Source organism: Granulicatella sp. WM01 (assembly GCF_004570605.1).
Classification (GTDB): Bacteria; Bacillota; Bacilli; order Lactobacillales; family Aerococcaceae; genus WM01.
Genome location: NZ_SPPB01000016.1, coordinates 17,517 through 30,588, shown reverse-complemented (window position 1 = coordinate 30,588; position 13,072 = coordinate 17,517). Strand labels below are relative to the sequence as shown.

At 32.2% G+C, this 13,072-nt stretch carries 14 protein-coding genes and 1 other annotated feature; of the genes, 1 reads left to right on the top strand and 13 read right to left on the bottom strand.

Annotation, left to right across the window (positions count from 1 at the left end):
• Nucleotides 1-308: 308 nt before the first annotated feature.
• From E4T68_RS03655 to argS, 12 genes are all read right to left on the bottom strand, one after another.
• Nucleotides 309-602, bottom strand: a complete 294-nt coding sequence (locus E4T68_RS03655) for a DUF1292 domain-containing protein (protein WP_135124231.1) — start codon at nucleotides 600-602, stop codon at nucleotides 309-311.
• A 37-nt stretch (nucleotides 603-639) separates the two neighbouring features.
• Nucleotides 640-1,065: a Holliday junction resolvase RuvX gene (gene ruvX, locus E4T68_RS03650; protein WP_135124229.1), complete on the bottom strand. Its 426-nt coding sequence runs from the start codon at nucleotides 1,063-1,065 to the stop codon at nucleotides 640-642.
• A 2-nt stretch (nucleotides 1,066-1,067) separates the two neighbouring features.
• Complete coding sequence (locus E4T68_RS03645; protein ID WP_135124227.1) at nucleotides 1,068-1,334, bottom strand: IreB family regulatory phosphoprotein; 267 nt, start codon at nucleotides 1,332-1,334, stop codon at nucleotides 1,068-1,070.
• Nucleotides 1,335-1,404: 70 nt separating this feature from the next.
• On the bottom strand, nucleotides 1,405-2,775 hold the full coding sequence (locus E4T68_RS03640; RefSeq protein ID WP_167753799.1) for a polysaccharide deacetylase family protein: 1,371 nt from the start codon (nucleotides 2,773-2,775) through the stop codon (nucleotides 1,405-1,407).
• 70 nt (nucleotides 2,776-2,845) lie between these two features.
• A complete protein-coding gene (locus tag E4T68_RS03635; RefSeq protein ID WP_135124223.1) occupies nucleotides 2,846-3,292 on the bottom strand; it encodes a Fur family transcriptional regulator in 447 nt (148 codons plus the stop codon).
• 57 nt (nucleotides 3,293-3,349) lie between these two features.
• Nucleotides 3,350-3,886, bottom strand: a complete 537-nt coding sequence (locus E4T68_RS03630; RefSeq protein ID WP_135124221.1) for a DUF402 domain-containing protein — start codon at nucleotides 3,884-3,886, stop codon at nucleotides 3,350-3,352.
• A gap of 658 nt (nucleotides 3,887-4,544) precedes the next feature.
• Nucleotides 4,545-5,738 (bottom strand): acetate/propionate family kinase, encoded by a 1,194-nt coding sequence (locus tag E4T68_RS03625; protein WP_135124219.1) that lies wholly within the window; start codon nucleotides 5,736-5,738, stop codon nucleotides 4,545-4,547.
• Nucleotides 5,739-5,808: 70 nt separating this feature from the next.
• The gene (gene crcB / locus E4T68_RS03620; protein WP_135124217.1) at nucleotides 5,809-6,168 is read right to left on the bottom strand and encodes a fluoride efflux transporter CrcB; all 360 of its coding nucleotides are present in this window, start codon (nucleotides 6,166-6,168) and stop codon (nucleotides 5,809-5,811) included.
• Nucleotides 6,165-7,184 carry a class I SAM-dependent methyltransferase gene (locus tag E4T68_RS03615; protein WP_135124215.1) on the bottom strand — a complete coding sequence of 340 codons (1,020 nt, stop codon included), beginning with the start codon at nucleotides 7,182-7,184 and terminating at the stop codon, nucleotides 6,165-6,167. Before E4T68_RS03615 ends, crcB begins: the two co-directional genes overlap by 4 nt.
• Nucleotides 7,185-7,308: 124 nt before the next feature.
• The gene (gene nrdF / locus E4T68_RS03610; RefSeq protein WP_135124213.1) at nucleotides 7,309-8,265 is read right to left on the bottom strand and encodes a class 1b ribonucleoside-diphosphate reductase subunit beta; all 957 of its coding nucleotides are present in this window, start codon (nucleotides 8,263-8,265) and stop codon (nucleotides 7,309-7,311) included.
• 379 nt (nucleotides 8,266-8,644) lie between these two features.
• On the bottom strand, nucleotides 8,645-9,265 hold the full coding sequence (locus E4T68_RS03605; RefSeq protein WP_135124211.1) for a class I SAM-dependent methyltransferase: 621 nt from the start codon (nucleotides 9,263-9,265) through the stop codon (nucleotides 8,645-8,647).
• A gap of 18 nt (nucleotides 9,266-9,283) precedes the next feature.
• Nucleotides 9,284-10,978: an arginine--tRNA ligase gene (argS, locus tag E4T68_RS03600; protein ID WP_135124209.1), complete on the bottom strand. Its 1,695-nt coding sequence runs from the start codon at nucleotides 10,976-10,978 to the stop codon at nucleotides 9,284-9,286.
• A 65-nt stretch (nucleotides 10,979-11,043) separates the two neighbouring features.
• Nucleotides 11,044-11,232: a binding site (T-box leader), on the bottom strand.
• A gap of 188 nt (nucleotides 11,233-11,420) precedes the next feature.
• Between argS and E4T68_RS03595 the strand changes: the two genes are divergently transcribed.
• Nucleotides 11,421-11,882 (top strand): LURP-one-related/scramblase family protein, encoded by a 462-nt coding sequence (locus tag E4T68_RS03595; protein WP_135124207.1) that lies wholly within the window; start codon nucleotides 11,421-11,423, stop codon nucleotides 11,880-11,882.
• Between the two features lie 186 nt (nucleotides 11,883-12,068).
• Here E4T68_RS03595 and E4T68_RS03590 read toward each other — a convergent pair whose 3' ends face one another.
• Nucleotides 12,069-13,070: a sugar transferase gene (locus E4T68_RS03590; RefSeq protein ID WP_135124205.1), complete on the bottom strand. Its 1,002-nt coding sequence runs from the start codon at nucleotides 13,068-13,070 to the stop codon at nucleotides 12,069-12,071.
• Between the last annotated feature and the right edge of the window lie 2 nt (nucleotides 13,071-13,072).

Here is a 13,072-nt window from a genome sequence, read left to right as displayed (position 1 = left end):
CCATGTGAAGCACCTCTTTACTATTTTGTCTCAACTTATAGTTTACTGGTTTGCTTCACTTTTTTCTATAAAAAAATAATCGTGTTGGCGAACTTTTTTGTTCACCAACACGATTTATTGTACACCCCAAATAATATTCATAAAAAAGCAGCTGATTCATTTACCATATAAAAACTAATCGTGTGGAAATGCCAATTTGTTTACTAATACGATTTATCATATATCCAAAGTACATTTCTCTAGTATAGTCTAAGAGGGAGTTGCTAAAGCAACTCCCTCTTAGACATTTATCACATAAGATTATTAATCTATTTCTCATCATCTTCAGCTAAAAATGTATTTAGCACTTCTTCTACCATATCCCACTCTTGATCTGTTTCGATTGGCAATAATTCTCCTGCTCCACCTTCTTCATTTTCTTTAAATGAGTAGGCTTGAATTTCAACTTCTTCATCTTCGCTTACACCAGCTGGATATAGTAAAACATACGATTTGCCAAAATCTTCTGAATCGAAAGTAAATAAAACTTGATATAATTCTTCATTTCCTTCTTCGTCAATAATTGTAATGTATTCTTCTTCATGATTATGTTCTGTTGTCATATAATCTTTCTCGCTTTCTTTTCTCTTATTAATTTTTTTAAAGTGATGATGTTCTATCAAGGTAGTTCTGCAATAGAATAACTGCTGCTAACTTGTCAATTACTTTTTTTCTCTTTTTACGTGACACATTACCCTCAGAAATCAGCATGCGTTCAGCCTGTACTGTTGTTAAACGCTCATCTTGAAAATCAATAGGAATATCAATTTGTGCCTGCAATAATTCTGCATAATGCCTAGAGGCTTCCGCTCTAAATCCCTCAGAATTATCCATATTTTTAGGCAGCCCAATAACCACCTTTTTAACTTGATATTCATGAATAATGCGAATAATCTCCTCTATTTTGAATAATTGATTGTCTTCATCAATAGATAAAATACCGATACCTTGAGCTGTCCAACCTAATGGATCACTTACTGCCATTCCGACTGTTTTTGATCCAACATCTAATCCTAATATTCTCACGATTAGTTCATTCTCCCGTATTTCTTCAAATATGTGATTAATAATTCTTCTAAAATTTCATCACGATCAAACTGGCGAATACGATTTCTCGCTTCATTATGACGTGGTATATATGCAGGATCACCTGACATTAAATACCCTACAATTTGATTAATTGGATGATAACCTTTTTCAGATAGTGCATCAAATACCTCAAGCAACATATTATGAATATTATGATTAGAAAAATCATCTTTATTAAATAGCATTGTTTCATCAATAAATTCCATGCATAACACCTCGTTTCTAAGTTCTATTCCCATTCTACATGAAATTAATCACTTCAACAAATATTTTTACTTATTCAGACACAATTTGTGCATCATTTGCACTAAAGTACTGAATACCACTAACTAATTCATGTGAATCATATAATTCTGATAAAGTTACCATCTCATATCCTTGTTCTTTTAATTGCCCAATTAGGCGATCTAAGCTATCTACTGTACTTTGATGAATATCATGCATTAACACAACATCTCCATTTCCAATATGATTTGTAACCACTTCATACACTTTCTCTGCTGAACGTGTTTTCCAATCTAAACTGTCTACATTCCACATGGCAATTGGCAAATTAATGTGACTATTAACCATAGCATTAATTGCTCCATAAGGTGGACGCATACTCTTAGGCGCTACCCCACCACTTGCAGCAGTTATTGCTTGTTGAGTCTGTTCAACTTGTCTTTTCACTTCTTCCACTGGCAATGTCGTTAAATCCGGATGGTCCCATGAATGATTCCCTAATTCATGTCCTTTTTCCACCATTTTTTTTATGATGTTTTCATTTCCTGCCACTCGACTACCTAACATATAAAACGTCGCCTTAGCTTGATATTTCTCCAATATATCTAAAACTTGTGGTGTAGTATCGCTATCTGGTCCATCATCAAATGTTAAAGCAATTTTTTTAGACGGTACTTTTTGTTTAATACCATTGACAATATTTTGTAACATCTGCTGACGATATGTTTTGCGCTTTTCCCGTATTTCTGCCACTTTTGTTGTGTAAACTGATTTATACGTATCAAAAACAACAGTTTCTTTAAAATATGGAATCACGTCCGTAATATCCAACTTCGTAGAAAAAATTTTTCCATTATCATCTTGACTCAATAATGAAAACTGGTCTTTTGTGTAAGCATAATCTAGTTCGCTTAACTTTTTCTGCTCTAACATATTAAGCAGTTTCTCTTTTTGTGTTAGTTCTTTTACAGTGTCATTAACTAAGGTTTTCAGTAATTCCATAACTGTATGACTATCAATTGAATCCTCTAATAAATCTTGAAAACTGACAGTTTCTCCAGATTCTTTGAAATAATAAGTCGCCAAAAGTTCTGCTGATTGTTCCTTATATTTCCCTTGTTCCAATTTATATTGTTTTTTATATAAATAATATCCATCATATTGGTTGAGTGTTTTCTGCTTCGTATATGAAAATACACTAATATCTGTATGTGTGTCAACAGTTTCTAAACCTTTGTGTAATGGATTTGCCAATTTTTCAACCGGTTTCCCTTGAGCATCTATTGGAAAGAAAGCAAGTGTTGCTTTACCTTCTATGTGTTTATCTAAAAAGGCCACTTTTCCAACTTCTTTTTCAACTTCTTCTGATACTTGGTTAACAAAATTTTGATATATATTGCCCGTAGAATTTGTCAAATACATATACAAGACTCCTAACGAACACATAATTAGACAAATTATTCCTATTTTTATACCTAAATCCAAATTTCTTTTAGTCATACATTTCTTTCTCTTTTCTAGTTCTACTTTGACAGTCATAGCATTGACCAAATGCCTCTAAACGCTGTGAATGAGTTATAAATTTATATTTTTCTTTTAACATTTCCGACAAATTATCCAATTCCTCTAAAGAAAAGTCAATAATATAACCACATGTTTCACAAATCGCATGATAATGTACATCATCATCTTCTTTATAGTCATAACGTGTTGCTGCATCTCCATACGTCATTTCTATAACGTATCCCAATTCAATAAGTGCATTCAAATTATTATAAATTGTTGCTAAACTTAACGTATTAAACTTAGGCAATAACGCTTGATAAATATCTTGTGCACTTGGATGTGTTTTAGAAACATAAATATACTCTAAAACAGCTAAACGTTGCGGTGTCATCCGCATATTTTTTTGCCTTAGGCGCTCTTTCAATGTATCCATATTATATTCTCCCTATCGTTTTAGCATAAAAAACCTTTAGTATAACACTAAAGATTTTTATCGCCTACGCATCAATTGACGATATCTTTCATACCATAAGTCAACGTACGCAGGTGAAAATGGCCCTTTTTCATGATTAATCCAATCAACTAATATGCGGACATTTTCTTTTAAAATATGATCAATTTCTTTAGAATAGTTCATCTTTCGACGGTGTAATTCATATTCTTCAACATCTAACAGGCGTTTTTCTCCGTCCGGAAAAACTTTGACATCTAAATCATAGTCAATATATTTTAATCCTTCAGAATCTACAACATACGGAGAAGCGATATTACAATAATACGAAATGCCTTTTGGTCTAATCATCGTCACAATATTAAACCAATAATGCTTATGATAATACAATAAAGCAGGCTCTCTTGTAACCCATCTTCTTCCATCTGATTCTGTAACAAGCGTATGATCATTACACCCAATAATAGACTGCTCACTTGTTTTCAAAACCATGGTGTCACGCCATGTTCGATGCAAACTACCATCATGTTTGTAGCTCTTAATTGTAATGAACTCTCCTTCACGTGGATGTTGCATCTATGCCCAACTTTCTTTATATATTTAGCTCTATGGCTAGTAAATTCCCAATCACAAACATTCTATCATATTTTTCAAAAAAATCATACTGTGATACCTAGTATTATTCTGTATTTTTTCTATCATTCTATCTCAATATTTAACACACTAAATTGGATATTAAAATTTCTCTATCAACATGCCCTCTCTTTCCTTAGTACAATGCATGAACTATGAATAACTCATCTGTAAACTGAAAATCTATGTGAAATACCATTTCATATAAAATAGTATTTACAATTAAGTTATCACAAATATAGGATACTAACTCGCTCCATTGGCAATAAGAATATTTAGTTCATATTTTTTAATATCTCATTTTTTGTCAAATCCCTAATGGAACTAGGAAAATAGTCTACAAATAACATAAACTGCAAGAAAACTTTGTTTATAAATACTGATTTCTCACAATTTTAAACGTATCACTCCAGATAATACTTATTTTTCCCAGCTTACTTTTATCACTTTTTACGACATTACTTATTTTTTATTTAAACAATAAGGTATTCACTATTTTTTGAGCATATTACCATCAGCATCTTTTCATTTATTAGGCACAACATAAAAAATCCTCGTGTTGTGAACCTTTGTTCACGACACGAGGAAGATTGTCATTGATTTATCCACGTAAACGCTCAACATCACGTGCAATTTCAACTTCTTCATTAGTTGGAATATTTAATACAGCCACTTTTGATTCTTTAGTAGAAATAATATACTCTTCACCACGTAATTTATTGATTTCTGAATCAATTTCACAACCGAACCATGATAATCCAGCAATGACATCACGACGTGTTTCCATTGAATTTTCACCAATTCCTGCAGTAAAGACGATAGCATCTACTCCATTCATAGCTGCAACATATTGACCAATATATTTTTGAATACGATAAATGAAAATATCATAAGCTAATTGTGCGTGTTCATTTCCTTGAGCAGCGGCACTTTCTACATCACGCATATCACTTGATACACCTGAAATACCTAATAATCCAGATTTTTTATTTGCAATATCAATAAATTCATTTACTGTTGCAATGTTTTCTTTTTCCATTAAGAATGGAATTAAAGAAGCGTCAAAATCGCCTGCACGAGTTCCCATTGTAATACCAGCTAATGGTGTGAAGCCCATTGATGTATCAACAGATTTACCACCATTAACAGCTGTAATTGAACCACCGTTTCCTAAATGGCATGTAATGATTTTTAATTCTGAAATATCTTTTCCTAACATTTCAGCTGCACGACGTGAAACATAGTTATGACTTGTTCCATGTGCACCATAACGGCGTGCACCATATTTTTCATAGTATTCCATTGGTAAACTATATAAATATGCTTTTTTAGGCATGCTTGTATGGAATGATGTATCGAATACAGCTACACTTGTAATATTTGGCAATAATTTTTTAAATGCTTTAATTCCTGCTACTTCTGCCATTTGATGTAATGGTGCGTATTCTGCTAAACTTTCAATTTGTTCTAATGCTTTATCATCAATCAAAGCAGAGTCTTTGAAAATTTCTCCCCCTGCAACAACACGATGACCTACACCAGTAATCTCACTGTAATCTTTTACAATGTTTAATTCTAATAATGTATCTAATAACATTTGCACTGCTTGGTCATGATTAGCAATATCTAAAGTAAGAGAATGTTTTTGACCTTCCCCATAACTTACTGTAAAAATTGAATCTTTTAATCCAATTCTTTCCACTAAACCTTTAGCTAACACTACTTCTTCTGGCATTGCAAATAATTGAAATTTTAAACTTGAACTCCCTGCGTTAATCGCAATTGTCTTTGACATGTTTTATTTCTCCTTAATATATATTAGGTATATATTATAACTCCTAAATACCCTTTTTTTCAAATCTTTTTTACTGCAAAATTATTCTTCCTAAAATAATTGCAAAAAGCGATAATACCACACTTAATATAGCATATAAAAATGCGATGATATAGTGTCTGTCATCTATTAATTGAATAATTTCCAATGAAAAGGTTGAAAACGTTGTAAAACCACCACATACTCCTGTTCCTAACAATAAAAACATCTCTTGTGTTAACATATTTTTTTCAATAAATCGTGTAATTATTGATAATAAAAACGCTCCTATTATATTAATAAGCATTGTTTTCATAAAAGATGTCATATAAGCAATAGGAATTAACGTCATGCCATAGCGTAATATTGCACCAACGAATGCACCACTTCCAACAAATAGTATGTGCTTCATACAGTATCCTCATAAACACAGTTTTCTTTTGCCCATTTTTCAAATGTTTGAACAAACTGTCTAAATTTATCATGTTGCTTAAATTCCGGGATATGCCCTAATAAGACTTGACTAGCTTGTTTTGCAAAGGGTGCTTTTTTTTGTACGATTAATACACTTTTTTGCTGATTTTCTTGTTGGAATAATGTGCTTGGTAATTGCAACAAGGCTTGGATATACGTCTGTTGTGTTAAAAATTGTAATAATGATGTGGCTTCTGTTGTTTCAAAAAGCGTACTAGGCACAATAAAAATACCAAACCCACCAGGTTTTAAATGATAAATATGTTGTTCAATAAGCAAATGATGTGCATAAGACAAACCTTGTTGGCTTGCTGTTTTAAAATGAGCTGCTTGATCTTTGTCTGGATAATACCCTATCGGTAAATCACTTATGGCAATATTTAGCAAATCAATATACATTGGACGTAAACTATCTTGTAGTAAAAGATTTACATCTAATTTTTGTAAAGCAAGAGATTGACTTGCAAGATGAACTAATACATCATCATTGTCACTTCCCATTAATGTCACTTGACGATGGTTTGCTATCAAAAATTGAGCAACACAGGCTAGTAAATTGCCTGCACCAAGTGCAAAATCTCCAACGTTCAATGTATATTTTTTATCTAATATTAAAGCATTCACCATAAAACCTATCACCAAAGCAACTGTATCAGGTGTCATTTGATGATTCATTTGCAGTTTATCTTGTTTTGCTGCTTTTAAAAATGTGTATTGAATGACTTTCCTCATAGTTTCAGCAGATAGTTGCTTATCTATACGTTGATATAATTGCTCTAGTTGCTGCCTATCACTTTCAGACGGCACACCTTGTACTTGTTGCACTTCCTCATTGACTATATTTTGCAATGTCTCTCCTAAGGCTTCAACATACGAATAGTCAATTGCAGATTGCAATATTTCTACTGATTTCCAGAGTATATTCACTTGTTCAATAATACTAATTTCTGTCATAGGGCACCTTCTTTCACAATTTTGTATCATTTAATGAAAATAGTCATGAAAAAAGCATTCCAATAGAATGCTCTTTTTTAAGCTAATACGTCTTCATTCTACCAAATTTACAAGGAATACAATATTATAGCCATTTTACATAATCGTCATTTTCCATGGCTTCAACTTCTCCCAACAAATACCCATTCCCAACTTGTGAAAAGAAATCATGGTTACTTGTTCCAGTAGAAATTCCGTTCATCACAATTGGATCAACATCTTCTGCCGTATCTGGAAACAGTGGATCAAAACCTAGATTTTGCAATGCTTTATTGGCGTTGTAACGAATAAATACTTTGACTTTCTCTGTCCAACCTACTTGATCATAAATCATTTGTGTGTATTTAATTTCATTTTCATATAAGGTATAAGTCAATTCAAAGACCCAATTTTTCAATGTATCTTGTTCTTGCTCACTTAATTCATTATATGATAATTGAAATTTATATCCGATATATGTGCCATGAACAGATTCATCACGAATAATCAATTTGATAATTTCAGCAACATTAGCCAATTTATTATTCCCTAAATAATAGAGAGGAGCAAAAAATCCTGAATAAAATAGAAATGATTCTAATAATACACTAGCTGCTTTTCGTTGTAAAGGTGTCCCATTTTGGTACACATCATTTATCATGTTAGCTTTTGTTTGTAGAAATTCATTTGAATTTGTCCAAGCAAAAATTTCTTCAATTTCTAATTTTGTGTTTAATGTACTAAAAATAGAGGAATAACTTTTGGCATGAACAGATTCCATAAATTGAATATTATTATAAACTGCCTCCTCATGTTGAGTACGCACATCTTGTTTTAGCATTTCCACACCGTCTTGTGATTGTAATGTATCCAACAATGTTAATCCACCAAACACTTTCTCAACCACATCACGTTCTGCTTCACTCAATGTCCGCCAATCGTCTAAGTCATTCGATAATGGAATACGTGTATCTAACCAAAATTGCTCAGTTAATTTCTCCCATGTTAATTTATCAATAGTATCCTCTATACTATTCCAATCAATCGCAATATATGGATTCATCTTATAGACTCCTTTTAAATATTCTTTTAATACTGTACTACGTTTCGTCTAGAAAAGCAAGTTAAACGATATAGCAAAAATACTAGATATACATAAAACAAACAAATAGCACACAATATATTGTGTGCTATTATCTATATGAATGTTTATATATCATAACTTAAAACTTTTGCTTATACACTATGTGTACATTAAAAACAAGATAATAAACCCTTATGTATCTTTTTCTTCACTCAACACCACACTATTTATTACGCTTTCTGCACTAAAGAAAGAACTCGACAAAACCTAGAACCTGATTTCTTCATTTCACAAGTCTTACTCTCTATAAGAGCATCAGAATACGATTGTACATTACACATACTAAGATGAAATGTATTTATCCTCTATCTGTCGCATCTTTTTGGCTACATAGTATCCAATAGCCTTTTTCCCTGTTTAATAAAGTCACATTGCCAAAAATTGATTCCATTTTCTTTTGTGCACTTGGAGCACCTTGTTTTTTTTGAATGACAATAATAAGTTTCCCCTCACTTGCTAAATGCTCATGAGCATGCTCAATAATATGATGTACAACACTTTTTCCTGCACGAATTGGTGGATTAGATACAATACATGCCAACTGAAAATCCTCAATGTGTTCATAGAGGTTTGAATGGAGAGCATGAGCATTCGTCACTGTGTTAAGTTCTATATTTTTATTAGCTAAATGTACTGCCCGTTCATTTATATCAACCATTTGTATAAACTTATCTGGGTAGTATTTTGCTAAAGTAATCCCTATTGGACCATAACCACACCCTACATCTAAAATATTTCCAGCACATAATTTTTCTTGTAGCAAAGTTTCAATTAAGACACGGGATCCAAAATCCAATCCCATTTTGGAAAAAACGCCATTATCTGTATACATCTGTAATGCTAAGTTTGCCACATGAATAGTATGTTTTCTTTCTTGTGAAATAACCTCTGATTGATTTGTGTAATAATGATTAGTCATACGTTACGCTTCCCTTTATTACATTTCATCCGGAGCTTTAATACTCAATAATCTTAAACCTTCTTTTAAAACATCAGCAACTGCCTGTACTAACACTAAACGTGCATATTTTTCCTTATCGTCTGCTAAAACAGTGCTATTAGCATAATATTTATTAAAACTTTGAGCTAATTGAATAACATATTTTGATAAAACAGACGGTTCATATAATTTACTTGCACGTTCAATTGCTTGCGGAAACTCACGTAACATTTTAATAACATCCCATGCATAGTCATCTACAAGAGAAAGTGTATCTGTTTGAAGATTTTCCATAGTTGCTTTTCTTAAAATACTCAATGCTCTAACACGTGAATATTGAATATATGGCCCTGTTTCACCCTCAAACTGAACCACTTCATCAACGTTGAAATTAAAACTATTCATACGATCATTTTTTAAGTCATGGAATACAACGGCACCTATCCCAACTTGAGCAGCTACTTCTTTTTTATTTGCTAGGTTTGGATTTTTTAATTCAATTTGCTCTAAGGCTAATTCCGTTGCATCGTTTAACACATCTTCAAGTAAAATGATTTCTCCTTTACGTGTTGACATTTTACGGCCATTAATTGTAATTAATCCGAATGCAACATGCACCATGTCATCAGACCAATCATTTCCCATTTTTTTCAAGACCGCTTTTAATTGTTTAAAATGATTAGCTTGTTCATTCCCAACAACGTACACACTTTTCACAAAATCATAGGTACGATGACGGTAATACGCTGTTGCAATATCACGTGTTAAGTATAATGTTGCTCCGTCTGATTTTTTAATAAGTGCTGGCGGCAATTCTTCCTCATCTAAACGTACAATTGTTGCATTATTATCAACTTCTGAAATATGATGTTTTTCTAAATATTCAATATGCTCTGCCATTTTATCATTGTAAAAAGCCTCGCCTGTATAATAATCAAAATGAACATCTAACATACTATACACTTTTTCAAACTCTTTAATAGATTCATCTTTAAACCATTGCCATAACGTCACCATTTCTGAGTCACCGTCTTCTAAACGTTTAAAAATAGCACGTGCCTCATCTTCTAATTCAGGATGCTCTTCAGCTTGAGCATGAAATTCAACATATAATTTTACTAATTCATTGACTGGATCAGCTTTAACCACATCTTCATTTCCCCAACGCTTATACGCTACAATTAGTTTTCCAAATTGTGTTCCCCAATCGCCTAAATGATTGATATTAATAGTATTATATCCAATTTTTTTATAAATATTTGATAAAGATGCTCCAATAACTGTTGAACGTAAATGTCCCATAGACATTGGCTTAGCAATGTTAGGCGAGGACATATCAAATGTAACATTTTTGCCTTGACCAATAGTCAAATCGCCATAATGTGTGCCTTGTTCTTTAATAATACTCAAAATTTCTTGTGAAACAACTTGACGATTTAAAAAGATGTTCACATAAGGTCCAACCGCTTCCACTTTATCAATATATGGACTAGTTATTGATGGTACAAGTCCTTGAGAAATATGATGCGGAGCTTGTCTTAATGCTTTAGCCAATGTAAAACATGGAAAAGCTAAATCCCCTAAATGAGCATACTTAGGCACTTCTAACAAGTGATAAATCGCTTCTTCGTCTAAAGCATGTTTTAATTGTTCGTGTAGTGCTTTGGCAACAATTAATTTATAATCATTCATTCTATTTCCTCTTTTCTACGTTAATTTTGCAATAAAAAAACTCTATTAAATAGATTTACCTATTTAATAGAGACGAATACAAGTCCGTGGTACCACTCTAATTGAAATTTTATTTCCACTCATTAGACGTAACGTGTCGAAACGGGTTTCCCTTCTCAAAAGTGCGCTTCCTTATTTGCAACTACATCGGCTCTCACCACTTCCGATTCGCTAGACTAGTTCACAAACAGTACTCTCTTTTTCATTGAATTTAGTCTATCATAACAAAAAAAGAGTCATTCGTCTATTAAAATCTATTATTGATTTGCATGATTTCATAAAAAAATGATATTTACTATACCCTCTAATGTTTTAATTCAGCCGTTAGTCTGATGTTTTTATGTACAAGATAAGTTATAATATAGACATCATGAAAAAGGGGGAAGCTATTATGTATCTTTATATGAAACAAAAAGCACTATCACTTATGCAAAATTTTAATATTTATGATGAGCATGAACAACCTGTATACACAATAAAAGGAAATTTCTCCTTAATAGGACGTAAATTACATCTCTACCAAGCAAATACTGATAACGAACTTGCTTATTTTAAAGAAAGTTTCTCATTTTTCATGCCTAGTTTTAATATTTATATACAAGATACACTTGTAGCATCAATCAAACAAGAATGGTCTTTTCTTAAACCAAAATTCACTATTGAAGCGTTAGGGTGGTTAATTAAGAGAGAAGATTTATGTGAGTATACCATTTATGACAAAAATCAATCAGTGATTGCCACAATCAAGAAACGCTTCTTCTCATGGACAGACACTTTTGAACTACATATTCCAAATCCTGAACATGCTATCTATGTTATCTCAATCGCTTTAGCTATTGATGCCGTATTAGACAAGAAAAAATAATTGTGTTACTGCCTGTACAAACGTGCTGGGACTGGGAAAAACTAGAATTTCAACGTTTCGATTACCATTTAAAAAATTGAAAACAGCTTAGAATCAACGTTTCTGATGACGTCATTATAAGCTGTTTTTTATTGTTAAGACTTTTTTTCCTAGTCCCTTGCAATTTTAAGATAATACTTAATCATTTTATTGACTTAGCAAAGCATGAATTGTATCTACCAATACTTTTTTAGTGTAAAATCCTTGTGTAATTAGCCCACGATAGTTTTTCACATTCTCTACCATTTCATTATATTCTAATTCAGTCATTCGGCTAATCCGCTCATTTGCTTCTTCTAAGTCTTTAACAACTATACCTATATGGTTGTCTTTTATAATCTGTTGATTTGATAAGGTGTCTTGCACAATAACTGGTAAGCCTGCTGCAAGATAGCTTCCTAATTTGTAAGAAATATTCAACTCATAATAATCTACATCACTTTTTTGCGACCATACAAGACCAAAGCCTCCGAATTTTGCTAAGTCAATTAGTAATTCATGATTTGCTCTCCATGGTTCGTGTATAACATTAATTTCTGAAGTATCAATAGTTTGTCCTGTAAATACACGTAGTGGATTAGCATACGTCCATTCATTAATGAATGTAAAGCGCTCTGGATTTCCAGCAAAGTTTATTGTTTGGCTAAATTTTGGTGTGTCAAGCATTAAATCAACTGGATAATCCCACATGTGTTGAATAATTATGCGTTTAACAGTCAATCCTCTACGGTACAATTCATCTAACATTTTTTGAGATGGCACAATAATCACATCAGCACTATTATACATCGCAATCACTCGATCAATTAAATATTCGTTTGATTTAAACATTAATGGAATAATATCGTGAATAAAAATAGCGAATTTGACATCTGAATACAGTTTAATTTTTCTAATAAAAATTTCGTCAAACTCTATATTGTTCCATGTTGGAGATTGCATAATGACAATATCATCTCGACCAAGTCCAGCCATCATACCGTCAATTCGTTTACTTAATTCACTAGGACTATCCGTTTGAACTGGATAAGCATAAATACCAATTTCTCTAATTCCCATTTCCATGGCAATTTTGGTGACCATGTTCTGTGCTATTTGTGCAACACTGCTTTGCGCATGTCCATGTAGATTTGTAATATGTACTTTCATTT

Excerpts from the sequence above, each read along its gene's own strand:
- E4T68_RS03655 (WP_135124231.1), bottom strand. The coding sequence starts at position 602 with ATGACAACAGAACATAATCATGAAGAAGAATACATTACAATTATTGAC.
- E4T68_RS03645 (WP_135124227.1), bottom strand. The coding sequence starts at position 1,334 with ATGGAATTTATTGATGAAACAATGCTATTTAATAAAGATGATTTTTCT.
- E4T68_RS03640 (WP_167753799.1), bottom strand. The coding sequence starts at position 2,775 with ATGTATTTGACAAATTCTACGGGCAATATATATCAAAATTTTGTTAAC.
- E4T68_RS03635 (WP_135124223.1), bottom strand. The coding sequence starts at position 3,292 with ATGGATACATTGAAAGAGCGCCTAAGGCAAAAAAATATGCGGATGACA.
- E4T68_RS03630 (WP_135124221.1), bottom strand. The coding sequence starts at position 3,886 with ATGCAACATCCACGTGAAGGAGAGTTCATTACAATTAAGAGCTACAAA.
- E4T68_RS03625 (WP_135124219.1), bottom strand. The coding sequence starts at position 5,738 with ATGTCAAAGACAATTGCGATTAACGCAGGGAGTTCAAGTTTAAAATTT.
- crcB (WP_135124217.1), bottom strand. The coding sequence starts at position 6,168 with ATGAAGCACATACTATTTGTTGGAAGTGGTGCATTCGTTGGTGCAATA.
- E4T68_RS03615 (WP_135124215.1), bottom strand. The coding sequence starts at position 7,184 with ATGACAGAAATTAGTATTATTGAACAAGTGAATATACTCTGGAAATCA.
- nrdF (WP_135124213.1), bottom strand. The coding sequence starts at position 8,265 with ATGAATCCATATATTGCGATTGATTGGAATAGTATAGAGGATACTATT.
- E4T68_RS03605 (WP_135124211.1), bottom strand. The coding sequence starts at position 9,265 with ATGACTAATCATTATTACACAAATCAATCAGAGGTTATTTCACAAGAA.
- argS (WP_135124209.1), bottom strand. The coding sequence starts at position 10,978 with ATGAATGATTATAAATTAATTGTTGCCAAAGCACTACACGAACAATTA.
- E4T68_RS03595 (WP_135124207.1), top strand. The coding sequence starts at position 11,421 with ATGAAACAAAAAGCACTATCACTTATGCAAAATTTTAATATTTATGAT.
- E4T68_RS03590 (WP_135124205.1), bottom strand. The coding sequence starts at position 13,070 with ATGAAAGTACATATTACAAATCTACATGGACATGCGCAAAGCAGTGTT.